The sequence below is a fragment of the Geobacillus sp. CCR genome, from assembly GCF_052906625.1.
The window spans coordinates 39662-63330 of sequence record NZ_JBREBQ010000020.1 but is presented as its reverse complement, the minus strand read 5'-3'; the positions used below and the strand labels follow the sequence as shown (position 1 = coordinate 63330).

Annotated in this window: 23 protein-coding genes, 11 tRNA genes and 1 rRNA gene; 3 read left to right on the top strand and 32 right to left on the bottom strand. The window is 52.7% G+C overall.

Features of this window, described 5'->3' with window-relative positions:
- From ACVBDQ_RS11605 to ACVBDQ_RS11545, 13 genes are all read right to left on the bottom strand, one after another.
- Positions 1–111: ribosomal RNA gene (locus tag ACVBDQ_RS11605) — 16S ribosomal RNA — on the bottom strand; the annotation flags it as partial.
- Positions 112–228: 117 nt separating this feature from the next.
- Positions 229–302: transfer RNA gene (locus ACVBDQ_RS11600), tRNA-Gly, on the bottom strand.
- Between the two features lie 169 nt (positions 303–471).
- Positions 472–545 (bottom strand) — tRNA-Pro (locus ACVBDQ_RS11595).
- Positions 546–549: 4 nt separating this feature from the next.
- Positions 550–626, bottom strand: a tRNA-Arg gene (locus tag ACVBDQ_RS11590).
- 76 nt (positions 627–702) lie between these two features.
- Positions 703–785 (bottom strand) — tRNA-Leu (locus tag ACVBDQ_RS11585).
- Between the two features lie 15 nt (positions 786–800).
- Positions 801–882 (bottom strand) — tRNA-Leu (locus ACVBDQ_RS11580).
- Between the two features lie 5 nt (positions 883–887).
- Positions 888–963: transfer RNA gene (locus ACVBDQ_RS11575), tRNA-Lys, on the bottom strand.
- A 430-nt stretch (positions 964–1393) separates the two neighbouring features.
- Positions 1394–1468, bottom strand: a tRNA-Gln gene (locus ACVBDQ_RS11570).
- A 14-nt stretch (positions 1469–1482) separates the two neighbouring features.
- A tRNA-Asp gene (locus ACVBDQ_RS11565) sits at positions 1483–1558 on the bottom strand.
- 32 nt (positions 1559–1590) lie between these two features.
- Positions 1591–1662: transfer RNA gene (locus tag ACVBDQ_RS11560), tRNA-Glu, on the bottom strand.
- 19 nt (positions 1663–1681) lie between these two features.
- A tRNA-Ser gene (locus tag ACVBDQ_RS11555) sits at positions 1682–1774 on the bottom strand.
- A 7-nt stretch (positions 1775–1781) separates the two neighbouring features.
- Positions 1782–1856 (bottom strand) — tRNA-Asn (locus ACVBDQ_RS11550).
- Between the two features lie 635 nt (positions 1857–2491).
- Positions 2492–2941 (bottom strand): SprT family protein, encoded by a 450-nt coding sequence (locus ACVBDQ_RS11545; protein WP_013144047.1) that lies wholly within the window; start codon positions 2939–2941, stop codon positions 2492–2494.
- Positions 2942–3030: 89 nt separating this feature from the next.
- Here ACVBDQ_RS11545 and cmpA point away from each other — a divergent pair, with 89 nt between their 5' ends.
- A complete protein-coding gene (cmpA, locus tag ACVBDQ_RS11540) occupies positions 3031–3144 on the top strand; it encodes a cortex morphogenetic protein CmpA (protein WP_013144046.1) in 114 nt (37 codons plus the stop codon).
- An 18-nt stretch (positions 3145–3162) separates the two neighbouring features.
- Here cmpA and ACVBDQ_RS11535 read toward each other — a convergent pair whose 3' ends face one another.
- The 6 genes from ACVBDQ_RS11535 to acpS form a co-directional block, all read right to left on the bottom strand.
- Positions 3163–5328 carry a Tex family protein gene (locus ACVBDQ_RS11535; RefSeq protein ID WP_014194685.1) on the bottom strand — a complete coding sequence of 722 codons (2166 nt, stop codon included), beginning with the start codon at positions 5326–5328 and terminating at the stop codon, positions 3163–3165.
- Positions 5329–5659: 331 nt separating this feature from the next.
- Positions 5660–6010, bottom strand: a complete 351-nt coding sequence (gene ndoA / locus ACVBDQ_RS11530) for a type II toxin-antitoxin system endoribonuclease NdoA (RefSeq protein WP_003253417.1) — start codon at positions 6008–6010, stop codon at positions 5660–5662.
- A 4-nt stretch (positions 6011–6014) separates the two neighbouring features.
- The gene (locus tag ACVBDQ_RS11525) at positions 6015–6296 is read right to left on the bottom strand and encodes a CopG family ribbon-helix-helix protein (protein WP_011229742.1); all 282 of its coding nucleotides are present in this window, start codon (positions 6294–6296) and stop codon (positions 6015–6017) included.
- A gap of 126 nt (positions 6297–6422) precedes the next feature.
- Positions 6423–7577 carry an alanine racemase gene (gene alr, locus ACVBDQ_RS11520; protein WP_011229741.1) on the bottom strand — a complete coding sequence of 385 codons (1155 nt, stop codon included), beginning with the start codon at positions 7575–7577 and terminating at the stop codon, positions 6423–6425.
- 248 nt (positions 7578–7825) lie between these two features.
- The gene (locus tag ACVBDQ_RS11515) at positions 7826–8839 is read right to left on the bottom strand and encodes a LolA family protein (protein WP_014194683.1); all 1014 of its coding nucleotides are present in this window, start codon (positions 8837–8839) and stop codon (positions 7826–7828) included.
- 79 nt (positions 8840–8918) lie between these two features.
- A complete protein-coding gene (gene acpS, locus ACVBDQ_RS11510) occupies positions 8919–9308 on the bottom strand; it encodes a holo-ACP synthase (protein WP_011229738.1) in 390 nt (129 codons plus the stop codon).
- A gap of 113 nt (positions 9309–9421) precedes the next feature.
- Between acpS and ACVBDQ_RS11505 the strand changes: the two genes are divergently transcribed.
- Positions 9422–10039, top strand: coding sequence for a rhomboid family intramembrane serine protease (locus tag ACVBDQ_RS11505; RefSeq protein WP_014194682.1), 618 nt, complete (start codon positions 9422–9424; stop codon positions 10037–10039).
- Between the two features lie 11 nt (positions 10040–10050).
- On the opposite strand, the gene ACVBDQ_RS11500 is transcribed toward ACVBDQ_RS11505, so the two are convergent.
- From ACVBDQ_RS11500 to ACVBDQ_RS11470, 7 genes are all read right to left on the bottom strand, one after another.
- Complete coding sequence (locus ACVBDQ_RS11500; RefSeq protein WP_394606843.1) at positions 10051–11415, bottom strand: DEAD/DEAH box helicase; 1365 nt, start codon at positions 11413–11415, stop codon at positions 10051–10053.
- A 99-nt stretch (positions 11416–11514) separates the two neighbouring features.
- On the bottom strand, positions 11515–12237 hold the full coding sequence (locus ACVBDQ_RS11495) for an alpha/beta hydrolase (protein WP_446663233.1): 723 nt from the start codon (positions 12235–12237) through the stop codon (positions 11515–11517).
- A 72-nt stretch (positions 12238–12309) separates the two neighbouring features.
- Positions 12310–13686 carry a UDP-N-acetylmuramoyl-tripeptide--D-alanyl-D-alanine ligase gene (locus ACVBDQ_RS11490; protein ID WP_446663232.1) on the bottom strand — a complete coding sequence of 459 codons (1377 nt, stop codon included), beginning with the start codon at positions 13684–13686 and terminating at the stop codon, positions 12310–12312.
- 6 nt (positions 13687–13692) lie between these two features.
- The gene (locus ACVBDQ_RS11485; RefSeq protein WP_033024531.1) at positions 13693–14796 is read right to left on the bottom strand and encodes a D-alanine--D-alanine ligase; all 1104 of its coding nucleotides are present in this window, start codon (positions 14794–14796) and stop codon (positions 13693–13695) included.
- A 253-nt stretch (positions 14797–15049) separates the two neighbouring features.
- Positions 15050–16192, bottom strand: a complete 1143-nt coding sequence (locus ACVBDQ_RS11480) for an MGDG synthase family glycosyltransferase (RefSeq protein WP_014194677.1) — start codon at positions 16190–16192, stop codon at positions 15050–15052.
- Positions 16193–16204: 12 nt separating this feature from the next.
- Positions 16205–16801 (bottom strand): DedA family protein, encoded by a 597-nt coding sequence (locus ACVBDQ_RS11475; RefSeq protein ID WP_013522795.1) that lies wholly within the window; start codon positions 16799–16801, stop codon positions 16205–16207.
- Between the two features lie 10 nt (positions 16802–16811).
- Positions 16812–17540, bottom strand: a complete 729-nt coding sequence (locus tag ACVBDQ_RS11470; protein ID WP_144329877.1) for a polysaccharide deacetylase family protein — start codon at positions 17538–17540, stop codon at positions 16812–16814.
- A 273-nt stretch (positions 17541–17813) separates the two neighbouring features.
- Between ACVBDQ_RS11470 and ACVBDQ_RS11465 the strand changes: the two genes are divergently transcribed.
- Complete coding sequence (locus ACVBDQ_RS11465) at positions 17814–18887, top strand: undecaprenyldiphospho-muramoylpentapeptide beta-N-acetylglucosaminyltransferase (protein WP_023633371.1); 1074 nt, start codon at positions 17814–17816, stop codon at positions 18885–18887.
- A gap of 300 nt (positions 18888–19187) precedes the next feature.
- Here ACVBDQ_RS11465 and ACVBDQ_RS11460 read toward each other — a convergent pair whose 3' ends face one another.
- The 6 genes from ACVBDQ_RS11460 to ytaF form a co-directional block, all read right to left on the bottom strand.
- Complete coding sequence (locus ACVBDQ_RS11460; protein WP_013144033.1) at positions 19188–20009, bottom strand: undecaprenyl-diphosphate phosphatase; 822 nt, start codon at positions 20007–20009, stop codon at positions 19188–19190.
- 183 nt (positions 20010–20192) lie between these two features.
- Positions 20193–21131, bottom strand: coding sequence for an ROK family protein (locus tag ACVBDQ_RS11455; protein ID WP_011229727.1), 939 nt, complete (start codon positions 21129–21131; stop codon positions 20193–20195).
- Positions 21132–21284: 153 nt separating this feature from the next.
- The gene (locus ACVBDQ_RS11450; protein ID WP_011229726.1) at positions 21285–21788 is read right to left on the bottom strand and encodes a spore coat protein; all 504 of its coding nucleotides are present in this window, start codon (positions 21786–21788) and stop codon (positions 21285–21287) included.
- Positions 21781–21957, bottom strand: a complete 177-nt coding sequence (locus ACVBDQ_RS11445) for a hypothetical protein (RefSeq protein WP_156100176.1) — start codon at positions 21955–21957, stop codon at positions 21781–21783. Before ACVBDQ_RS11445 ends, ACVBDQ_RS11450 begins: the two co-directional genes overlap by 8 nt.
- Complete coding sequence (locus ACVBDQ_RS11440) at positions 21920–22903, bottom strand: sporulation protein (protein ID WP_446663231.1); 984 nt, start codon at positions 22901–22903, stop codon at positions 21920–21922. The genes ACVBDQ_RS11445 and ACVBDQ_RS11440 overlap by 38 nt, the downstream gene beginning before the upstream one ends.
- A gap of 67 nt (positions 22904–22970) precedes the next feature.
- Positions 22971–23609 (bottom strand): sporulation membrane protein YtaF, encoded by a 639-nt coding sequence (gene ytaF, locus ACVBDQ_RS11435; protein WP_011229724.1) that lies wholly within the window; start codon positions 23607–23609, stop codon positions 22971–22973.
- Between the last annotated feature and the right edge of the window lie 60 nt (positions 23610–23669).

The window sequence follows — 23669 nt, the reverse complement described above, 5'->3', positions numbered from 1 at the left end:
CCCGTCCGCCGCTGACCAAACCAGAGCAAGCTCCGATTTGGTCCGCTCGACTTGCATGTATTAGGCACGCCGCCAGCGTTCGTCCTGAGCCAGGATCAAACTCTCCAAAGAAAGTTGATTGGCTTTTTGCTTCAGCCGCAGCACCAAAGGCGCTAAACGACCTCCGCTTTTCGTCGCGCTTCGTTTCGTTCAGTTTTCAAGGAACGAAATAATCCTATGGACTCTTCATGGAGCGGGTGATGGGAATCGAACCCACGACATCAGCTTGGAAGGCTGAGGTTTTACCACTAAACTACACCCGCATAATTTTTGATGAAACACCCATCACAATCTTTCATGCCCCTTCCTCTGCCAGCCGATTCAAAGAAGCTGGATGCGTCGGGGCAACTCGAAGCGTATTCGGCGAAGTGAAGGCTCGTGGCTGAGGTTTTACCACTAAACTACACCCGCATAATATTTAGTTCAACAAAATCGGGAAGACAGGATTTGAACCTGCGACCCCATGGTCCCAAACCATGTGCTCTACCAAGCTGAGCTACTTCCCGATGATGGCGCGCTCGAGAGGATTCGAACCCCTAACCTTCTGATCCGTAGTCAGATGCTCTATCCAATTGAGCTACGAGCGCAATAGATTATTGCACCAAAGAGACGGATTATATTTTAGCAACTCGCTGTGTTGCTGTCAATAGTTTATCTAAAAAATGCGGTCGAGAGGACTTGAACCTCCACGGGGTCGCCCCCACTAGGCCCTCAACCTAGCGCGTCTGCCATTCCGCCACGACCGCATATTGACTAATCAGTGCGGGTGGAGGGACTTGAACCCCCACGCCGTGAGGCGCCAGATCCTAAGTCTGGTGCGTCTGCCAATTCCGCCACACCCGCTAATATGGTGAGCCATGGAGGACTCGAACCTCCGACCCTCTGATTAAAAGTCAGATGCTCTACCTACTGAGCTAATGGCTCATGGTTGGGTATACACTCCAGGTACTACCTAGCTCTACCTGCCTCTTCCTCTGCCAGCCTATTCAAAGAAGCTAGGTGCGTCGAGGCAACTCGAAGCAAACTCGAAGATGCAGCGCTCGTTACTGAGCTAATGGCTCATGGTTGGGTATACACTCACAGTGAACGATGTCCCTTCCTCTGCTAGCATATTCGAAGATGTCGGATGCGTCGGGACAACTCGAAGCAAATCCGAAGATGCTTTGCTCGTTGCTCTACCTACTGAGCTAATGGCTCATGGTGATCATAACACTCTAAGTACTGATGAACTCTACCTGCCTCTTCCTCTACCAGCTGTTTCAAGGAAGCCCGGTGCGTCGAGGCAACTCGCAGCGAGCTCGAAGATGCAGCGCTCGTTACTGAGCTAATGGCTCATGTATTTAACACATAAAAATGGCTGGGCCAGCTGGATTCGAACCAGCGCATCACGGAGTCAAAGTCCGTTGCCTTACCGCTTGGCTATGGCCCAGCGATTTAGTGCAATGGCGGTCCCGACGGGACTCGAACCCGCGATCTCCTGCGTGACAGGCAGGCATGTTAACCACTACACTACGGGACCACAAATCGCGGGGATCACCCCGCGCTATTCAGTGACCCGTACGGGATTCGAACCCGTGTTACCGCCGTGAAAGGGCGGTGTCTTAACCACTTGACCAACGGGCCACGCATATACGTATTGGAGTGGCGGAGAAGGCGGGATTTGAACCCGCGCGCCGTAAAGCCACGACCTAACGGTTTAGCAAACCGTCCCCTTCAGCCACTTGGGTACTTCTCCAAAGAAATGGCTCCGCAAGTAGGATTCGAACCTACGACCTACCGGTTAACAGCCGGTTGCTCTACCGCTGAGCTATTGCGGAATGATGAAAAATTATATGTCATGCATATCTTTACGATGTGCTCGTTGCCTCTTCCTCTGCCAGCTAATTCAAGGAAGCGAGATGCGTCGAGGCAACTCGCAGCCAATTCGAAGATGTGAGGCTCGTCGCTGAGCTATTGCGGAATGATGTTTGACAATCGACATTGTTTATTATATTGAGCAACTTGTCGTTTGTCAATACGTTTTCCCGCAACTTCCTCTGCTGTTTTCCGCCGTTTAGCGACGGCTTTTATAATTTAGCACACGATCATCCTGATTGTCAACCTTTTTTCGCAAAATGTTTTGTTTGATTATTGGCGTTGACTGGACATTATAGTTTAACAATTCTTGACGAAAAGGCAGCTTGTCTATTTTCTCGACTGACGAACACCAAGGCGTGACGGAAGACCGAACAGCCACCCGCTTCACAGACCCATGCATGGGTCTGAAAGCGGCGTTGTTCAGTCGCCCGACAGTCGATCAAATGCCGAGGCTATGGAAAAGCTGCAAATGTTAAAGTTTCAAATTGCATCTACTCTGAAAATACCTGAGCTTCAAAATGTGTAAAACTGTAATATTCGACATAGAGATATTTTCATCCTTCCGATGGCAACCAAATTTTTTTGTCATGGAAGTCTAGGATCGTTTGAGCTTGCTTCGGCAGCGGCCGCAAACATAACGGTCTATGTTGATCCGTCTTTTGCGGCGGTAGGTGAGGCCGCATGACGTGCAAATGTATGTGTAGATCGTTTTCGGCGCTTTTGTATTTCGAGCAAGCGGACGACAATAGCGAGGCGCCCCCACTTTTTGCAGCAGTTCGCGGAAGTCGCGGTCGCGGTGGCGGTAGCCTTTTCCCTCAAGGTGCAAGTGGTAATGGCAAAGCTCGTGTTTGATGATGGCGATCAATTCTTCCTCGCCGAACTGCTCGTAATGTTTTTTATTGAGCTCAATGTTGTGCGTTTGCAACATGTAGCGCCCGCCGGTGGTGCGCAAACGAGGGTTGAAGAAAGCGGTATGGCGAAACGGCTTGCCGAACACGCGAATGGAAATTTGTTCGACAAGGGCTTGCAGCTGCTTTTGGTCCATGGCGGGTCTCTCCTTCATCTTTTGGCACAGGACAATTCACCATTACATACATATATATTACCTTTCCACTGTCAGGGAGGTGACTGATTTTGCCTACATGGCTGAAAAATCAGATGAGACGAGCCTACTATGAGAAAAACCGTGAGCAAATTAAACTGTTGAACCAATGCTGGTTTTTTTATCGGAGAAAACACTGCTCCTAAGGCAGTGCTTTCTCCATTTCACTCTTTCGGCGGCACCATCGACAGCGATATTCTTCCCTTCGCCACATCGACATGCTCGACCCATACTTTGACGACGTCGCCGACCGAAACGACATCGAGTGGATGGCGCACGTATTGTTTGCTTAGTTTGGAAATGTGCACGAGCCCGTCCTGTTTGACCCCAATGTCGACAAAGGCGCCGAAGTCAACGACGTTGCGCACGGTTCCTTCCAGCTCCATGCCTGGCTTCAAATCTTCCATCTTCAACACATCTTTGCGTAATAGCGGCTTGGGCAGCTCGTCGCGCGGATCGCGCTCTGGGCGGCACAACGCGTCAATGATGTCGCGCAACGTCAGTTCTCCGATGCCGAGCTCGGCAGCCACCATCTCGACTTCGATGGCTTGCAGCGCCTGGCGCAGTTCATCACTGCCAATGGCGGCGGTCGTAAATCCTAACTTACGCAACAGTTGCTTCACTTCCGCGTACCGCTCGGGGTGAATCGGCGTGCGGTCAAGCGGTTCGTCGCCATCAACGATGCGCAAAAAACCGATGCACTGCTCGTACGTTTTCGCTCCGAGCCGAGGAATCGTTTTCAGCTCTTCGCGGTTGCGGAATTTCCCTTGCTCTTCGCGACGCTTGACGATGTTTTCTGCAACGGTTTTCGTGAGCCCGGACACGTACTGAAGCAGGGAGACGGAGGCAGTGTTGACGTTGACACCGACTTGATTGACGACCGTCTCGACGACGAAACGAAGCGACTCGGCAAGCTTTTTTTGCGACACATCGTGCTGGTATTGGCCGACGCCGACCGATTTTGGATCGATTTTGACAAGCTCGGCGAGCGGGTCTTGGACGCGGCGGGCGATCGAGACGGCGCTCCGCTCTTCGACTTGCAGGTCGGGAAACTCAGCGCGTGCAAGGTCGGAAGCAGAGTAGACGCTCGCTCCTGCTTCATTGACAATCAAATAAAAGATATCGCGTTGCACATGCTTCAGCGTGTCGGCGACAAACTGTTCGGTTTCCCGAGATGCTGTTCCGTTGCCAATCGCGATCATATCAACGTGATAGTCATCAAGCAGGCGAAGAAGTTTCGCGCGCGCCTCTTCTTTTCGCTCTTGCGGCGGATGCGGATAGATCACATCAATGCGAAGCAGTTTCCCCGTTTCGTCGACAACGGCGAGCTTGCACCCAGTCCGATAGGCTGGGTCGATGCCGAGCACCGTTTTTCCTTTGAGCGGCGGCTGGAGAAGCAGTTTGCGCAAGTTTTCAGCGAAAATATGGATGGCCCGCTCCTCCGCTTTCTCCGTCAACTCGTTGCGGATGTCGCGTTCAATGGCAGGCTCCATCAGCCGCTTGTATCCGTCCTCGATCGCTTCTGCCACGATGGGAGCGGCCGGGGACGATTCATCAGCGACTGTTTTTCGCCGCAAATAGCGAATGATGTCCTCAACAGGCGCCTTGATCGAGACGCGCAGCACCTCTTCCTTTTCACCGCGGTTTAACGCCAACACGCGGTGCGGAACGATTTTAGCGAGGGGTTCCTCGTAGTCGTAGTACATTTCGTACACACTCTTTTCGTCCTTTTCCGGCGCTTTGGCAACCGAAGCAATCGTTCCTTTCCGCCGCGTCTCGTCGCGCACCCATTGACGAAGAGCAGCGTCATCTGCCACTTTTTCGGCGATGATATCTTTCGCACCTTGAAGCGCCTCTTCAACGGTTGCGACTCCTTTATCTTCGTTGACGAACATTTCGGCCTGTTGTTCCGGAGTTGGGGCCGGTGGACACGAAAGGAGCCATTCGGCAAGGGGTTCAAGCCCTCTCTCTTTTGCGATTGTTGCTTTCGTGCGCCGCTTTTGCCGATATGGGCGGTATAAATCTTCGACTTGTTGCAACTTCGTGGCCTCAAGAATGTCGCGCTTTAACTCTCCCGTCAACTTCCCTTGCTCATCAATGAGGCGAATCACTTCCTCTTTCCGTTGCTCTAAATGCTGCAAATACTCCCATCTCTCAAGCACTTCACGAATTTGCACTTCATCGAGCGCCCCAGTCATTTCTTTCCGGTAGCGGGCGATAAACGGGATCGTGTTTCCTTCTCGATGGAGCGCAATGACGTTTTCGACTTGCTTTGCTGCCAGCTGCTGCTCGGCGGCAATGACTTCAATGAGCCGCTGTTCGTTAGCCAAGCGATTCCCTCCTTAATGATATGGGACTTGAACGCTCTCCCACCTACGCTAACGCTTCGAGGTGGAAGTGGGGGATGAATCGGTTTAGGATAATAAAAAAAGCGCTACCTGTACGCAGCTGCTTTGTGAAACAGTATACATAGATGAAAATGGAAGGACAGACCGTTCCGGAAAGGCCGATCTGCCCGTCTCACCAACGTGAACACTCGATAATCAAGACCGATGCCGCACGTCAACGCCGCTTTCCCCATCCGCTCGGCCGCCCGTTGGCAACCGAAAACGCCGTTTCTCCTGTTCGCTGTTATGCCAAAAGCAAAGGTTTTTCGCTCTATCAAAAGTCGATCAGCCCTAAGCTAATTTGCAGCGCCTCATCGACTTTATCCATCATTTCATCGTCCAAATGAGTGATTTTATCGGTCAGCCGTTGCTTGTCGATCGTGCGAATTTGCTCAAGCAAAATGACCGAATCGCGTTCAAACCCGTAGCGTTTCGCGTCAATCTCGACATGCGTCGGCAGCTTCGCTTTTTGGATTTGCGCCGTAATCGCCGCGACAATCACCGTCGGGCTAAAACGATTGCCGATATCGTTTTGGATCACCAACACGGGGCGCACGCCGCCCTGCTCCGAGCCAACAACCGGGGAAAGGTCCGCAAAATACACGTCGCCACGTTTGACAATCAAAGCATTACCCCCCGCTAACTAAGCGTTCAACGGTGTGGTCGGCCTCGTATTCAGCATGAAACGCTTCAGAAGCGATAGATAAATTGATTTTCGCCATTTCCATGTAGCCTCGTCTCATCGCCTCGCGAATTTGCCGTTTCTTCCGCTCGCGAATGTACATTTTCGTCGCTTGATAAATGAGTTCATTGCGGTTGCCGTTTTCCTGCTTTACGAGCACGTCCAGTTCTGTCAGCAGCGACTGCGGCAAACGAACGACGATTTCCGCTGTTGCGCCAGATTCCGACACAAATATACACCTCCACGAACTGCAGCCATTGATTGCTTCCACTTCATGATACCATTAAACAACGGCGCTGCAAAGTCATTTCTCCATTTTCTATCCTTTGTCTTCCGAAGCAGATTATGCATCGCTTCATCCGCGACCAACGGCGTTTCTCACTTCCATTATACGCTTATTTCGGAAAAAAATACGGGGCACCCGGTAGCCGATCGTGCACGGCACTTCATAATTGATTGTGCCCAAATGGCGGGCGACATCATCGATGGAAATGACTTCGTCCCCTTGGCGGCCAATTAATGTCACCTTCGTCCCGACAGGCAGCGGCTCCGGCAGGCGGATCATGCATTGATCCATGCAGATACGGCCGACGATCGGCGCCCGCTGCCCGCCAACAAGCACATGAAAGTGCTGCAGGCGGCGCAGCCAGCCGTCCGCATAACCGATTGGAATCGTGCCGATCCACTCTTCCGTCTGCGCGGTGTACGTCGCACCGTAGCTCACCTTTTCGCCTGGTTGCAGTTTTTTGACGTGTACAAGGCGGCTATGGAGCGAAAACGCCTCTTTCAATTCGTATGGGAGGAGCGGCTTGATGTCCGGCGATGGGGCGAGCCCGTACATCGAAATGCCAAAGCGAACCATGTTGAACGCTCGATCGGAAAAACGAAGGGCCGCCGCGCTGTTGGCGCAATGAACGAGCGGCGGCCGCGACGGCAGCCAGTCAAGCATATGCAAAAAGCGGGCGTATTGATAAGAAAAGTAATCCGTATTCACTTCATCAGCGGTCGCAAAATGCGTATACACCCCTTCAAGCACAAAGGGCGGATGGCGATCGATCAAGGCCGCTATTCGCTTTGTCTCCTCTTCGTCTTTAACCCCAAGCCGTCCCATTCCCGTGTCCATCTTTAAATGGAAATGAATCGGGGTCGAACCGTTATATAGCGATGACGCCTTCTCGAGCCAATCAGAGCGAAACACGGTTAAGGCGATGCGGTGTTCGGCGGCCAACGCCACATCCTCGGGACGAGACGCCCCAAGCACTAAAATCGGGGCATCGATGCCTTTTTTTCGTAAGGCAAGCGCCTCGTCCAAAAAGGCGACGGCCAAGCGGGAAGCGCCCGCTTCGAGCGCCGTTGCCGCCACTTGGGCATCGCCGTGCCCGTAGGCGTTCGCCTTGACAACGGCCATAATTTGCGTACCCTCCGGCAAAAAGCGGCGCAAATTCGCGACGTTGTCGTAAATGGCGTCCAAATCAATTTCCACCCACGTATCGCGGTGAAACTCGTCCATCCTCTCTCGCTGCCTTTCTAGTCATAGCCAGTTTGAAAGCGCTTGAATCGATTGGATTCCTTTTTTAGTTTACCATGTTCCTAGGGAAGAAGGAATAGGATGAGCGGCGGAAAAATGAGAAAAACGGCGGAAAACATTGGAGATCGCAACGATTCGTCCACTGTCCTGCCTTCACTGCTTCTGCACAAAAACAAAAAGCAGCTTCTCCGCTTCAACGCGGAAAGCCGCCTGTTTGCAAAACCGCACTGTCATTTTGCCGCTTTTTCTTGCACTGAGCTGGCGACCATCACCATTTCTTCCGGCGTCAAATCGTCCGAGGCGAGCGTAAACTCCGCCCCATTGTACCACCATGTCAACGTTCGGTCGGTGAGGGCGCCAATGGTGAATCCTAAATCAACCGGGTCGCCGTTGACAAGAACTGGCATGCTTGTCGCCGGAAGCACATCCGCTTTTTCTTGCACGAGCGTAAACGATTTTTTGCCGCCGAATGTCATAATGACGCGCGTGCCGTTTTCACCTTTCACTTCTTTTTCCTCGAGCGCTTGAACCCCTTTCGGAAGCTGACTCGGGTACATGACGGCCATCACTTGCTCTTTTCCTTCGGCCATCGTTGGCACCTCAAGACGGGCGCCAGTCATGTTTTTCTTTGTATCAAACGCGTCATCATCAAACTTTTTGTTAAACTCGACGTTGGAAAACTCGACCGTCAACAGCGCTTTCCGGTCCGTATCCATCACTTTGACCGAGACGGGCGCCAAATCTTTTTTGCGCAGTGTAATCTCTTGGGTTGGAATGACTTCGCTGTTCGGGTAGTTCGTTTTCGTCTCAAACACATAGTAATCGTCCGTCGCCTTAAACTTCGCCTTCGAATCGCTCAAAATGTCTTTGACGAGCGATTCGTACAAATACGCTTGGCTGCTGTTTTTCGGCCAATCGCTCACAAACTTGAAGGTTTTGTTGAGCGCCGGCGTGAAGACGAACACCCCTTCGTCATTGCGCAAAATCATTTGGCTTTGTCCTTTGTCGGCGTTTTTCAAGCTGACGCGGTAGTAGGACGGCTGCTTGTGCCACACTTCAACATGATACACTTGCGGCTTCTCACCGGTGCGGAACGTCATTTTCGCCTCAGCCTGATAACCCGTCATCTCATCGACCTTTTCATCAAGCGCCTTCAGCACCTCTTCCTGCGATTTCGACCCGCAGCCAGCCAAAGCAAACAGAAAAATGATGCCGACCAACGCCATCAGCACGTTTCTGCCCATCGCTTCAACCCCTTTGCCTCATATATCGATTTCTACCCATGCACTACAATATATGAGACAACTTTCGGGAATATGCAGACTAGCCATGGCAAGCATCAGCCGGCGTCATCGGTCCAAGGCGCTCAATGACGACTTGGGCGACGGCGTAATCGCGGCTATGGGAAATGGACAGATGAACCGTCTCGCCATCGCGGCGGGCAGCAATGCTCGGCTTTCCGTGCTCATCGGAAACGATCTCGATGTCTTGAAACGATAGATGCCGCCCGATCCCCGTTCCGAGCGCTTTGGCGTACGCTTCTTTAGCCGCAAATCGCCCGGCGAGAAACTCTGCCTGTCTTGCGGGCGGCAACTCGCCAAACTGCGCTTTTTCACGCGGCGTCAAAATTCGCTCTGGAAATTTGCGGCTCCGCTCAAGAAGGGAGCGGATCCGTTCCAACTCTACAATATCAATGCCAATGCCGACGATCACTGCTTCCTCACCTATCCTATCCGCCCTGATGGTCGGACAAATTTTTTATGAGAGACCCGCATAAGATGGCTTATAAAAAACGCCCCATTTCCGCGAAGAAGGGAGACCAACCCGTGTTTCAACATGCAAGCGATGTCCGCTCATTTGTCCGCCTTTATCCCGTCGTTGCCGCCTTATTATTGGTCCATATCGCCGCATGGCTGTTGTTTTCTCTTCCCTTGACAGCGCTTGAACCCATTTGGCAATACGCCGTCGGGACGAACGGCGCGATCCGCCATGGAGAGTGCTGGCGGCTTGTCAGCCCAATCGTGCTGCATCGCGATTTCCACCATATGGCCGCCAACAGTTTGTCCTTATGGCTGTTTGGCCCCTGGCTGGAGCGCGCACTTGGGAAAAGAAAGTTTTTGTTTCTGTATATCGGAGGCGGAATCGGCGCCAATGTCGCCACTTTATTCCTTCTGCCGCCGCTGTACACCCATGTCGGGGCGTCGGGCGCCATTTTCGCCTTGTTTGGCATGTACAGCTACCTCGCCCTATTCCGCCGCGACTTAGTCGCCCCCCGCCACGCCCAGCTGCTGCTTTCGGTCATGGCGGTTCATTTGCTGATTGGCATCATGACACCACATGGGAATTTATTGGCCCATCTATTTGGCTTCGCCGTCGGCGGCCTGCTTGCCCCCTTTTTGTCCATCCGCCCCAAGCGGCCGTCGTTTTACATGCCTCGGCTATGAAAAAACGGCGCTTAATGCGCCGTAATCCGCCGTTTCTTCGTCCGGCTGCGGGCTGAGCCGTCCGGGCGGCCGCCCCGTTTTTTCTCCCGCTTGACCGCTAAAGGCGGCTCTTCCGTCAATTGCACCGGCGTCGTATCCGGCTCGCGCGTCAACATTTTCAAGCAGGCAGCGACAATCGTTACCGAATCGTGCTCTTCAAGCAATTCTTCCGCTGCCCGTTTGTAAAATGACAGGTTTTCGGTCTCCACGACGTTGAGAAGCTTTTCGATAGCGATACGCTGTTGGCCTTCGAGCGCCTCATCAAGTGTCGGCGGCTTCATCCGCTCCATTTTCCGCTTCGTCGTCCGCTCAATATGGTGAAGCTGGCCGATCTCCCTTGGAGTGACAAACGTCATCGCCACCCCTGTCTTGCCGGCGCGCCCGGTGCGCCCAATCCGGTGGACATAGCTTTCCGGGTCTTGCGGAATATCAAAGTTGTACACGTGCGTTACGCCGGAAATATCCAAGCCGCGCGCCGCAACATCCGTCGCCACTAAAATTTCAATCGCACCTTCCTTAAACTTGCGCAGCACCGACAGCCGTTTCGCTTGGCTTAAATCACCGTGAATGCCTTCCGCTGCATAGCCTCGCAAGTTGAGCGCCTCTGCCAGCTCATCGACACGACGCTTCGTGCGGCCGAACACGATCGCGAGCTCCGGCGCCTGAATATCAAGAAGCCGCGTCAAAATGTCAAATTTCTTTTTCTCGTGCACTTCTAAGTAGTACTGTTGAATGTTCGGCACGGTCATTTCCTTTGCCTTCACTTTGACAAGTTCCGGCTCGTTCATGAAGCGCTCGGCAATGCGGCGAATCGGATCCGGCATCGTCGCCGAGAACAGCAACGTCTGCCGCTCGGCCGGCACATGGCTTAAAATCGCCTCAATATCTTCGATAAAGCCCATATTGAGCATTTCATCCGCCTCATCGAGAACGACCGTATGCACATGCTCAAGGCGGAGCGTCCCGCGGTTGATATGGTCGATAATACGGCCCGGCGTCCCGACGATCACGTGCGGATGTTTTTTCAAAGCGCGGATTTGCCGGTCGATATCTTGACCGCCGTAAATCGGCAAGACGCGCACGCGCTTGACGGCGCCGATTTTGTACAGCTCTTCTGATACTTGGATGGCGAGCTCACGCGTCGGCGCGACAACGAGCGCTTGAACAGCGCTGTTTTTCACATTCACTTTCTCAACGATCGGAATGCCAAACGCCGCCGTTTTCCCCGTTCCGGTTTGCGCTTGACCGATTACGTCTTTATTTTGCAGACTGAGCGGAATCGTCTTCGCTTGAATCGGAGTCGTCTCTTCAAACCCCATCCGCTCGATCGCTTTCATCACTTCTTGGCTTAATCCTAATTCTTGAAATGTCGTCAATGTTATCCAAACTCCTTATAAAAAATCGTCCCTTTATCCGAGAGAAAGGTTTGACAGTTATCATACCATGTTATGCGGTGATTTGCAATGATGGGCATGGGCAGCGCGCAAAAATGTTTCCACCTCAGCAAACAGAACGTGCCGATCGATGCTATGACAAACATGATGGAACGAATTGGGCAAAAGCAACAGCTTTTTTTCTGAAGACCCCATGCGTTCATATAAATAGCAGGCGCTTTTTAACGGCACGATCCCATCTTTTTCCCCCTGGACAATGAGCACAGGCGCCGCAACATGCGGGAGGCGGGGCCGCACATGGCGGACGAGCTTGCGAAACTCTCTGACAGCGGAAAACGGGGTCGCCATCATTTTGTTTCGATAGCGGAGAAACAGCGGGTGCTCCCGCGCTCCGCGCCAGCCGTTGGCAAACATTTCACGGATGTCGCGCCATAATTGGCGCGGGTTGACATAGTAAAACGCAGCGCTTAGCAGCACGAGTTTGGCGACCGGGTATTTTTCCGCCAAGTAGACGGCGATCACTCCACCCATTGAAAACCCAATGACATACACCACACTGCAACGGCGATGGAGCGCTAAAAACGCTTGTTCCGCCGCCGCGATCCATTGGTCGTATGCAATTCCTTTCAGCCGCAGTTCGCTTCCGTGGCCCGGCAAGGTCGGCGTTTCGATCATCCAATCGGTCCGCTCCCGCAAATAATCGGCCAGCGGCGCCACTTCTTCTGGACTTCCCGTAAACCCGTGAATACATAAACAGCCGATCATCATTTCCACCCCCGCCCGAATGAAAAGCGGCGCCTGTGACGCCGCTTTTAGTTTCTCTCGGGTTGCTTGATGTTACACCCAATATCGAAGCAACTCTTCCAATTTCATGCCGCGCGATGCTTTCAATAAAACAATGTCATCCGAAGTCGCGACGGAACGCACGGCCTCGGCCAACGCTGCTTTATCGTCGAACTCCCTCACCCGCCCATCATCAAAAAATGGGGCAGCCGCCGCGGCGATATGGTGCGCCAGCGGCCCGTAAGTGAACACATAGTCCACCATTCCCGGCCGCAACACCTCCCCGATCTCTCGATGAAACGCCACTTCTTCGTCACCAAGCTCCAACATATCGCCCAATACGGCGATTTTTTGCCGGTAGCCGCCTAATTCCCCAAGCAGCGTCAAGGCGGCGCGCATCGATGTCGGGCTAGCATTGTAGGCGTCATTAATGACGGTAAAGCCATATTTCGTCTTGACGACTTCCGTACGCATGCGCGTCACTTGCAGGCGGGAGAGAGACGCATCAATGCCTTCCCAATCGATGCCGAAAAAGCGGGCGACCGCAATGGCGGCGAGCGCGTTGTACACATGATGCTTGCCTAATACCGGCATAAACAGCGTCCGGCCGGGGAGCGCATTGATGACAAACGATGTTCCTCCCGCTTCAATGCGCACATCGGTCGGATAGTAATCGTTCTGTTCGCCCGCCCCGAACGTCACGACATGGCGGGGAAGCGGCAACTTCGGCACGCGCTCCGTCAAGAGCGGCTCATCGCCGTGGTAGACGAATAAACCATCATGGTGCAAACCCGCCAAAATTTCCAACTTCGCCTTGGCGATGCCTTCCCGCGACCCGAGCTCCTGCAAGTGTGCTTCTCCGATATTCGTGATGACCGCTGCGTCCGGACGGGCGATCATGGTCAGCCGCTCGATTTCGCCAAACCCGCTCATCCCCATTTCGACAACGGCCATCTCCGTCCCTTCGTCAAGCGAAAGAAGCGTCAACGGCACACCGATATGGTTGTTGAAGTTCCCTTCTGTTTTTTGCACGCGGTAGTTGGTCGCCAGCAGCGCGGCAATCATATCTTTCGTCGTCGTTTTGCCGTTGCTGCCAGTGACGCCGATCACCTTCAGTCCAAGCTGCTCACGGTAGCGGGCGGCGAGCCGCTGCAATGCCAAAAGCGTATCATCCACAACGACCACTGGCACACCTTCCGGCGGCGTTCCTTCCCTTTCCGCCCACAGTACGGCGGCGGCTCCTTTTTGCACCGCTTCTTGCACGAAATCGTGGCCGTTAAAGGTCGCACCGCGCAACGGAACGTACAAGTTGCCGGCTTGGATCGTCCTTGTGTCGGTTGACACACCGCTTACGACCATATTCTCCCATTCCGGCTTTAAACACTGTCCGTCAGCCATTTCGGCGATTTGCCGCACTGTCCGTTTGATCATCGGCTCTCACCTCTTTTCTTTTTTGAACGTGTACGTGATCGTCTGCTTTTCTTGATGTCGTTCCAATGCGAGCGCGATAAGCCGTTCAATCAGCTCTGGGTACGGCACACCGCTGTGCTGCCAAAGAAGCGGGAACATGCTGTATGGCGTAAAGCCTGGCATCGTGTTCACTTCGTTGATATAAACAGCGCCATCTTCGGCGAGGAAAAAATCGACGCGCGCAAGTCCAGACAAATCCAGCGCCTGAAACGCCGTAATGGCCATTTGTTTGATCGTCTCATACTGTTCTTTCGTTACGTCCGCTGGGATGATCAATTCGGTTTGCCCGTCTTCGTATTTCGCTTCATAGTCGTAAAATTCCTTTTTGGGAACAATTTCGCCAACGACCGAACAAATCGGCTCATCATTTCCGATCACGCCGATTTCAATTTCGCGGCCGACAATCGCCTCTTCAATAATAATTTTTCGGTCATACTGAAATGCCTCGATAAATGCGGCTTTTAAATCGCCGCGCTGCTTGCATTTGGAAATGCCGACGCTCGAACCGGCGTTGGCTGGCTTGACAAAGCACGGGTAGCCAAGCTCTCGTTCGATCCGGTCATACACCGTCTCGCCTCTTTTTTGCCAATCGTACTTCGTCACGGCGATATATTTTGCTTGGCGCAACCCGGCCTGCGCAAACAAGTTTTTCATCATCACCTTATCCATGCCGACCGCGGAAGCAAGCACCCCGTTGCCGACATACGGAATGTTCAATATCTCAAGCAACCCTTGCACCGTTCCGTCTTCGCCGTTCGGCCCATGCAAAAGCGGGAAAATGACATCGATCGTTTCCTCGTTTCCTCCCGCAGCCGAATCGGCAGCCGGAACTTGGTTCAAGGAAACCGGAATCAAGGCGGTCGCCGCCGAAGTGAATTGCAGCTGCTTGATTTCCTCGATCGGTCCGGTCAACTGTTCGCCCTTGATCCATTGACCTTCCGGTGTAATATAAATCGGAATGACATCGAATTTATGAGGATCAATGGCGTTCATCACCGCCATCGCCGTCGACAACGATACTTGGTGCTCCGGTGATTTGCCGCCGTATAACACGCCAACTTTCGTTTTCATCATCGTTCCTCCTCTTTCCTTGGCCATCGTTCCTATTGTAACACGTTTCGCGCCCAACGGTCTGATATTTTATATGTACGATGCAGGTTGTTTCGCCACCCCCCATAAGCGATTAGGAACAAAAAAGTGAGGGTGTCTAAAAAGGTGATTCTTCTTTCAACAAAGCACAACATATCGTTTTCCAGCATTTGTTTTACACGTATATACAGGAATAAGAAAAGGTGCCCCGACCGTTTTGGGACACCTTCTGTCGCTACGGATGCAACACGCGCCAAGCCATGCGTTGCGGCATGGCCGCTACCACTTCGGCGAGCGCTTCTTGCCCCGTTTTTTCCACGCCGGCAAAATAATCGGACACACGGCGGAAAAGCCGGTTTTTCTCCACGTCATCCATCAACAGGCGAAGCATGTGCTGCTCGCCGCTTTCTGGCCCGACCAAATGATAAATGAGACCATTTTGCTGTAAATATTGCAAATTGATGCGCTCCTGCCCAGGCAAGCAATCGATCGTAAAAATCGGAATGCGCTTATGAAGCAACTCGCTGACCGTCACCCCGCCTGGTTTCGTAATGACGGCATCCGCCTCTTCATACAGCCGATTCATCTCTTCCGGGTCAGCGATGTATGGAAGCGGCCGGATATGAGGCAGCTGCCAGCTGGCGATTTCCTCGTACAGCTGGCGATTGGCGCCGCACAGCACCGAATAGCGGAACAACGTTGACGTGCGGGCCGCCCGCAAAAACGCCAGCATATTGCCAAGCCCTTGGTTTCCACCGGCGACAAGCACATGAGCAGGCTGCCGCTTGCGTCTCGCTTCCGACCGATTCATAAACACATCGTGCACTGGGATGCCAGTGACGATGATGCGTCCTTTGTCAACCCCGTACTTCGTGATCAGCTCCCATTTCGCCTCTTGATGGGGAACAAAATGATAGTCAATAAACCGTTTCCCCCAGATGCTGTTCATAAAAAAGTCGGTGTAGACATTGACAACTGGAACCGTCAGCACCCGTTTTCGCTTCAGCCGCTGCAAAATGCGCGACGGAAACGAATGGGTGCAGACGATTAAATCCGGCCGTTCTTCTTCCACCATCTTTTTCATTTTGCTTTCAAAATAAGGCAGCCATGGCTCAAACGAAATGAACTCAAACCGGGGCGGCTCTTGGTACATCAGCGTTTTGTACACACGGTGGTACGAAGCAGGATGCGAGCGAATCCAGCGCAAGTAGGCCTCTGACACCATTTTTTCCATCAGTTCATTGCAATAGCTCAAAAAATCGATCTTTTTGCTTTCGACCGCCGGAAACTGGCGGCGCAAAAAATCCATCAACGTATCGGCTACTTTATGGTGTCCCGTATTCATTTGAAACAGCGGCAAAAACAATACTTTCATCATCGATCGCACCCTTTAGCTTTCGAAAGATTTTTTGCGCCTCCGCTGCCCAACCCATGCCGCAAGCAAAAAAAGCAAAAACAACGCCAAACCGGCAAGCGGAAAAGAAATCAGGGGGATATGGATGCGCTGGCCGAGCCAAAGCCCCGCCGCGGTCAACGGAACTGCCCAACCTGCCGTTCCAAGCGCCGACAGCAACAAAAACGGCCCGAACGGAAACCGGCTCACTCCCGCCATATACGGGCAAATTTGCCGCACCCCGGGAGCATAGCAGCCGAACAAAATCCCCCATTTGCCATAGCGGCCAAACCAGCGGCGAGCCCGCTCCCAACGTTCAGCCGTAATTCCGACGCACTTGCCGTACTTTTGCACAAACGGCGCCCCCCACCACCGGCCGGCGCCGTATGCCGTCACCATGCCGGCCATCGCCCCGCCCCAGCATGAAGCGAGCGACGGTCCAAGCAGCAACTGCTCCTTGGCAACCATCACGCCGACCAAAAAGAGCAAGCTTTCCTCCGGCGCCGGAATGCCGACAATGCCGCAAAACAAAAATAAAAACAGCATCACATATCCATATGACTGGACATACGGCAACCATACGCTTGTATCCATAGCTCCCCCGCTACATCGCCGAGATTTGTGTATTAGTTTGCACATTTCTCAGTTCCGTAATCGTCACCCAACGCATCTTTTTCGCTGCTTCATCCTTAAACAGCAGCTCGAGCGCTGACAACATTTGCTCTGGCGCGCGTTTGTCAGCACCTAACGCATCCCCATTGTCATGAAGCACAATCACCGCCCCGCCGCGTATGGACGAACGCAAGCGGCGGAACAATTCCATTGTACCAATTTTTTCGTTCCAATCGCCAAGAATATGCGACCATAACACCGTTGTATACCGCTTTTGCACGATCGGCGTCCAAGCGTTAAAATGCCCCCACGGCGGGCGGTAATACACCGGGCGTTGGCCCGTCGCCCGCTCAATCGCCGCGGCGGCGCGGCGCACCCCCCAATCCAACCAAAGCGGCGGCAACAGCCAATTGCTGATGTGGCGGTAATTATGAATCCCAATTTCATGGCCTTCTTCGGCCATCCGCCGCACAATATCCGGATAGCGCTCGACTTTGCGGCCGACAACGAAAAACGTCGCCTTCACGCCATATTTCTTTAATAAATCAAGCAACTTTGGCGTATAATACGGGTCGGGGCCGTCATCAAACGTCAGCGCCAGACAATCGGATGCCGTCCCCTCCCGAAACAAACGCACCCGCTTTTTGCGAATGATGATCGTCGGTACAATGCCATAAATGGCAATTCCCACAATGAAACAAACGAACAGCCAAACCCACATGGCATTCACCTCTTGATTGTACTTTACCAATATTTCTTCTCTCTGAAAATAGAAAAATGAACTTTCTGTATTCGAGATCATCACGCTGCAGATGTTTTATCATATAACAAACAAATGAGAAATCGAAAAGAAAATCATGAAAATTTCATGCAGACCGTCCAGTTTTCTTACTATACGAAAAACGCCACCGCTTGGTTTCCTCCCGAAGCTAGGTGGAATCTGCTATAATACATAACGATACACGAGCGATTAAAAAAAGACAGGTGATCCGCATTGCGAAAAAAAATCATCTTAACCGGCGGCGGCACAGCCGGCCACGTGATGGTCAACGTCGCCCTCATCCCGAAATTGAAAGAGCTGGGATGGGATATCGTTTACATCGGATCTCATCAAGGGATTGAACGGGAGATTATCGGCCGCATCGACGGCGTCCCGTACTATTCGGTTTCGACCGGAAAACTGCGCCGCTATTTTGACTGGAAAAACTTTAAAGATCCATTCAACGTGCTGAAAGGCGTTTGGCAGGCGTACCGCCTGATCCAAAAAGAAAAACCGGACGTCGTCTTCTCAAAAGGCGGATTCGTCTCCGTTCCCGTCATTCTCGGCGCTTGGCTGAACGGTGTGCCGTCGGTGATCCATGAATCTGACTTAACCCCGGGGCTTGCGAACAAAATCGCTATGCCGTTTGCGACAAAAATCTGCCTCACCTTCCCGGAAACGAAGCAATACGTCAATGCCGATAAAGCCGTCTACGTCGGCGCCGTCGTCCGCGAAGAGTTGAAGGATGGCAACGCCGAACAAGGGAGGAAGATGTGCCAGTTCGACGGAAAAAAACCGGTCTTGCTGGCGATGGGCGGCAGCTTAGGCTCGAAAAAAATTAACGACGCCTTGCGCGCCAACCTATCGACGCTTCTTGCCGAATTTGACATCATCCACATTTGCGGCAAAGGAAACATCGACCCGAGCCTCGCAGGCCAAAAAGGATACAAACAGTTCGAATACGTCAATGAAGAGCTGCCCCACTTACTCGCCTTGGCCGACATCGTCGTCTCCCGCGCCGGGGCGAACGCCATTTTCGAACTGCTCTCCTTGCGCAAGCCGATGCTGCTCATCCCGCTCTCGAAAGCGGCAAGCCGCGGCGACCAAATTGCAAACGCTCGTTCGTTTGAAAAAGCAGGCTATGCGGAAGTGCTGATGGAAGAGGATTTAACGAACGAATCGCTGCAAGCCGCCATTCACCGCCTATATGAAAACAAAGACCGCTACCAAAAAAACATGGAGAAAGCCGGCGCGAGCGATCCGCTGCAAACGCTGCTTGCAATCATTCAAGACACCGCCCGTTTGTAAAAACAGGCGATGCCCGATGCGGCCAACCACGGCCGTTTTTCGGCATCGCCTCGTTTTGTTTTCATCACCACACAACGAGCCTTCTCCTTTACACCGGCTCAAGCCGATAACGGTTGATACGGAACACATGGTCGCACAAGAGATCGATATCTTCATGATGTTGTACTGGAATTGTGATGCTGGCTCAGTCTTAGCACTCAGCTAGCACTACGGGTTATTTTTATTCAAATTTTTTCTCTTTCCATTTCCTTCCCCCAACCAGAAAACCGCCCGGCGGAACAACCCCGCCAGGCGGCACGACTAGAAGTATAAGAAATAAATGACAACGGCCAGCACGATCCGATACACCGCAAACGGCACGAGGCGGATGCGGTTGATGAGCTCAAGGAAAAAGCGGATCGCGAGCAAGGCGAAGACAAAGGCGCTAAAAAAACCGGCGATGAAAAACGGGATATCGGCGGCGGTGACATATTGCCAGTTTTTCAACAGCGACAGCCCGCTCGCCCCAGCCATGATCGGAACAGCCATAATGAACGTGAAATCGGCGGCGGCGCGATGGCTCATGCCGACAAGCACCCCGCCAGAGATCGTCGAGCCGGAGCGGGAAAAGCCGGGCCACAAGGATAAACATTGCATCAAACCAACAAAAAACGCCTGCTTGTACGTAATTTGGTCGACCGTCTGCGTCCGCGCGGCTTTTTTGGCGAATTTGTCGGCGGCGATCATCAACAACGCGCCGAGCACAAGGCCGATCAGCACCGTTTTTGTCGAAAACAAATGTTCATCGATGTAATCTTCAAACAAGACGCCGAGCACCCCAGCCGGCAGCAGGCCAATGATGACGTGAATGAGGTTAAGGCGCGGATGTCCGCCCGGATGGCGGCCGCGAACGCCAAGCAAGTCGAGAAATCGGTCTTTAAACACGACCACAGCGGCTAAAATCGAGCCGAGCTGAATGACGACTTTAAATGTATTCGCCGCGTACTTGCCTAAAAACTCTGTGGATTTCAGCCAAAGATCGTCGACAATAATCATATGGCCGGTCGAGGAAACAGGGGCGAACTCGGTCAGCCCTTCGACCATCCCTAAAATGATCGCCTTCCATAATTCCATCCAGTGCATGTCCTTCCATCCTTTCTGCGCGGGGTCGTCCTTTCTATACATATGGGCCAAGCGGGTGGAATAACACTCCGCTTTTGGCCGCGCCTGCTCTATTGTACTACAAATCTTTGTCTTGTACTACCCGCGCTTTTTCTAGGCAGCGACCTTGTTTTCGAGACAGAATCATCGACTTCCTGTTGCTAGTCAATGGGACGGGCCGGACGCTTCCCCTAACTCCCCGCGCCGCTCTAAGTAATGATACAAAGCGCCGAGCAAGTTCGCATCGTTTTTGAATTGGCACGTCTCCACCACCGGCTGGACTTTGGCAATTGGAACGAGCGACAATAACACCGAAAGCCGCTTGTTGATTTCGTCGACGAAATCGGGGCGGCTGCTAATGGCCCCGCCCAAAATGATTTTTTCCGGGTCGTATGCGTACTGCAAGTTAAAAATCCCTTGGGCCAATGAAAAATAAAACCGGTCAATGGCCTTTTGCGCGGCTTCATCGCCTCTCTCGGCCAACGCAAATACTTTTTCTCCGTCCAGCTCCCTCTCCGGCATCCCCTTTTCCTCAGCCGCCATCCGGATCAGCGCACTTGTCGCCGCCAGTTCGCTCCATGTTTTGCATTCGATCCTTCCGTTCCCATAGCGGACATCCATCAACATATAGCCAAATTCCCCGCCGTGCAAATGCGCCCCTTTATGGATGCGTCCGTCTTTCACGATCGCCCCGCCAATGCCGGTGCCGACAATGACAAAGGCGATGTCGCGGCAGTGCCGCCCCGCTCCTTTCCATAATTCACCGAGCGCTGCGCAGTTCGCGTCATTTTCCAGTTCCACCGGCAGGCCCGTCGCTCCGCCGAATACTTCTTTAAAGTTTGGGCCGTGAATGCACGGCAATGCGCTGCTTCCGCCGATGATGCCAAGATCGCTGTCAACGCTTCCTGCGGAACTGATCGCGATGCCGGAAAGTTCATAGTTCGCCTGCGCCTGGCGGACGGCGTTAAGCAAGTCATCGCGAAATTGATGAAAGTCATGCCGCTCCGAACGGTAACGCCCCTTTTCGAAAAAGTCGCCATGCTCGTTCATGACGGCATGTTTGACATATGTGCCGCCAATATCAAAAACGATATAGTAACGCACCGATGACGCCTCCTTCGTTTATGATCTTTCCTCTCTTCTAGCTCCATTAGGCTTAGCTGTTTCTCCGCTTTTATGTATTCGCCGTCGGTCCATCCGCTCCTCCCCGCCGCAATGAAAGAGGCCGCTCCACTTGGCGGGAGCGGCTCGTTTCTGTTATCGTTCATATCCCATCGACAACGCTTTTTGCGCGTTGCGGACGTCGTTGTGAAGGAGCTGGACAAGATCGTACGCTGGATAATAACTGCGTTCATACATATAGTTGAACGCTTTTTCGTGCGTGTCAATGGCTTTGAGCAGATGTTTGACAAACGTTTTGCGCAGCACCGGCGTCGCCGCCTCGGTAATGGCAGCAGCATAATTACGCACTGCCGTTTTTGAAAAGCCAAGCAAATCGCCAGCGTGCAAGGCCCGGTCGCCATCATCATGGTCGCGGCTTTCTTCCATCATAGGTGCCGCCGGAATGAAGGCAAGCAGCTCGCGCAAATTCGTTTCCAGCCCTTGAATCGTCTCAAGGTACAATCCTTTTAATTCAGGACAGTCGATTTTGCCGACCGCCTTTTTCATTTTTATGAGCCCGTTTGCTTGAAAAGCGATCAGTTCATGCAACTCCAACGTTTCATGCCAAGCCAAATGGCGATGACCGTACGTATCATTCATTTTGTTTCCTCCTTGTTTTATTTTTCCATTTATTGTATATGCCCACTAAGGAGAAACGGTCACCGTTGTACAAGACATCCGCATCAGCAAAAAAGCGCTTCGCGAAATGCGAAGCACCTTCCATATCATCATTACAGCCAATCTCCCCCATCAAATCCATCGCCGCCATCAAACCAATCATCCACGTCCAACCCGTCAGCGACATCATCGATCACATCGTCAAGCAACTCTTCCGCCACCATTCCCGCCAGCATCCCGGCCGCAAACCCACCAATGGCACCAGCCCACCCGTGTCCGCCATGATGCGAATGATGGACGGGTGGATAATGGCCTACTGGATGGCTATAGATTGGCGAATGCGGCGTTGCCAATGGATGCCCGCTCAGCTGGCCGAACGCCCCGGCCGCCCGCACCGCCTCTTCAATGGCTTCTCGAAGCAGACGGGCTGCCGTCGCCGAATCGCGAAGCTGTTCATGAGTGATCAACAGCTCCCGTTTCATTTCGCGTTCCCCGCCAAAGCCGTGGCGGACGTCGATCTCCATATACAAACGCACCCCTTCTCCCTCGACGAGGGCAAAAAACTCGACTTCTTGGACGATCCCTTGAAATTCGCTCGTCGGGAAGAACGCAAATTCCTGGCCATGCGGCGTAATGCTTCCGGATGTCGCTTTCTCCCGGAATCCCAGGGCGGCCAAAGCGGAAAACACTTGATCCAAGGCGGTCGGCGGCAAAATGTGAATGGCGTCTTGGTCATATGCATCCACCCCAGCGGCAATATCGAGCCGGGTGACGAACGTATAACGAACCGTGGGGCGGCTGATCGGCAAATGGTGCGGCAGTGTGTACGAAAACGGGAGCACTTTCCGCTCACCGGGCTGAATCGTAAACGAAGACGCGACCGGGATCACCGCCGCGGTTTTGCGATATGCCTTCCCTTCCGCTTGCACTTCTAATTGCAATACGATATCTAAGTTCCGAATGTGTTGGGCGACTGAACCACCTTCCAGCAAAAATTCCCCTTCCAACGTTTCACCAAGGCGTACATGCGAGCGATGCAGCACGAGATCCACTTTGGCAGCGCCAATGCCGAATTTCGATAAAAACTTTTTCCACATCGGACCTCTCTCCTTTTTCATCAACCTATTTTCACATTTGAATTACGAACAAGCCGCCAACATGGTGTCACCGAAATAATTTGATCAACCCTAGGACAATCAACACAACCCCAGGCAGCATTGTCGCCTTTTTCATGATTCCCGTTTTCGACACCATGTACCCCAACGATAAGCCGACTCGGATGAACATGAGAGTAAATACGCCAACCAACAGGGAAAACGAAAGCGGCGGGAAATGCAAAAGCGACGAACTGATCCCGGCGCCAAATGAATCCATCGACAAAGCGATCCCGATCAACAACGCTTCTTTTTGGCTGATCGTGCCTGAACGATCAAGATCCCCAAGTTCAGGCCGTTTCAATACTTGAACAGCGCCGCTGAATCGGTTAGCCTCCCCTGTTCCATCACATTCCATAGAGGAATCGCTTCCGTCTCCCTTTGGCTTATAGACGTTATAAATCGCCCAACCGCCAAGCGCCATGAGAATGACCGAAGCAAGCCCTCTCTCAACTTGCAATGGCAAAACAAGCGCCAACAGACGGCCGATGTTCATAGACACAAACACCATCATTCCAGACATGCATGCAATAAGCGCCAACGAAAAGCAGGAAAAACGGACACCACCCATTCCATACGTAATGCCTACGCTCAAGCTGTCCATGCTCACGCTGAAAGCGAGCAAAATCATGGACACCCATAACCACATAGGAATCCCCCCTGCGGTACGATATGCAATTTCGTACGGAGAGGGGACTTTTTTGCCATT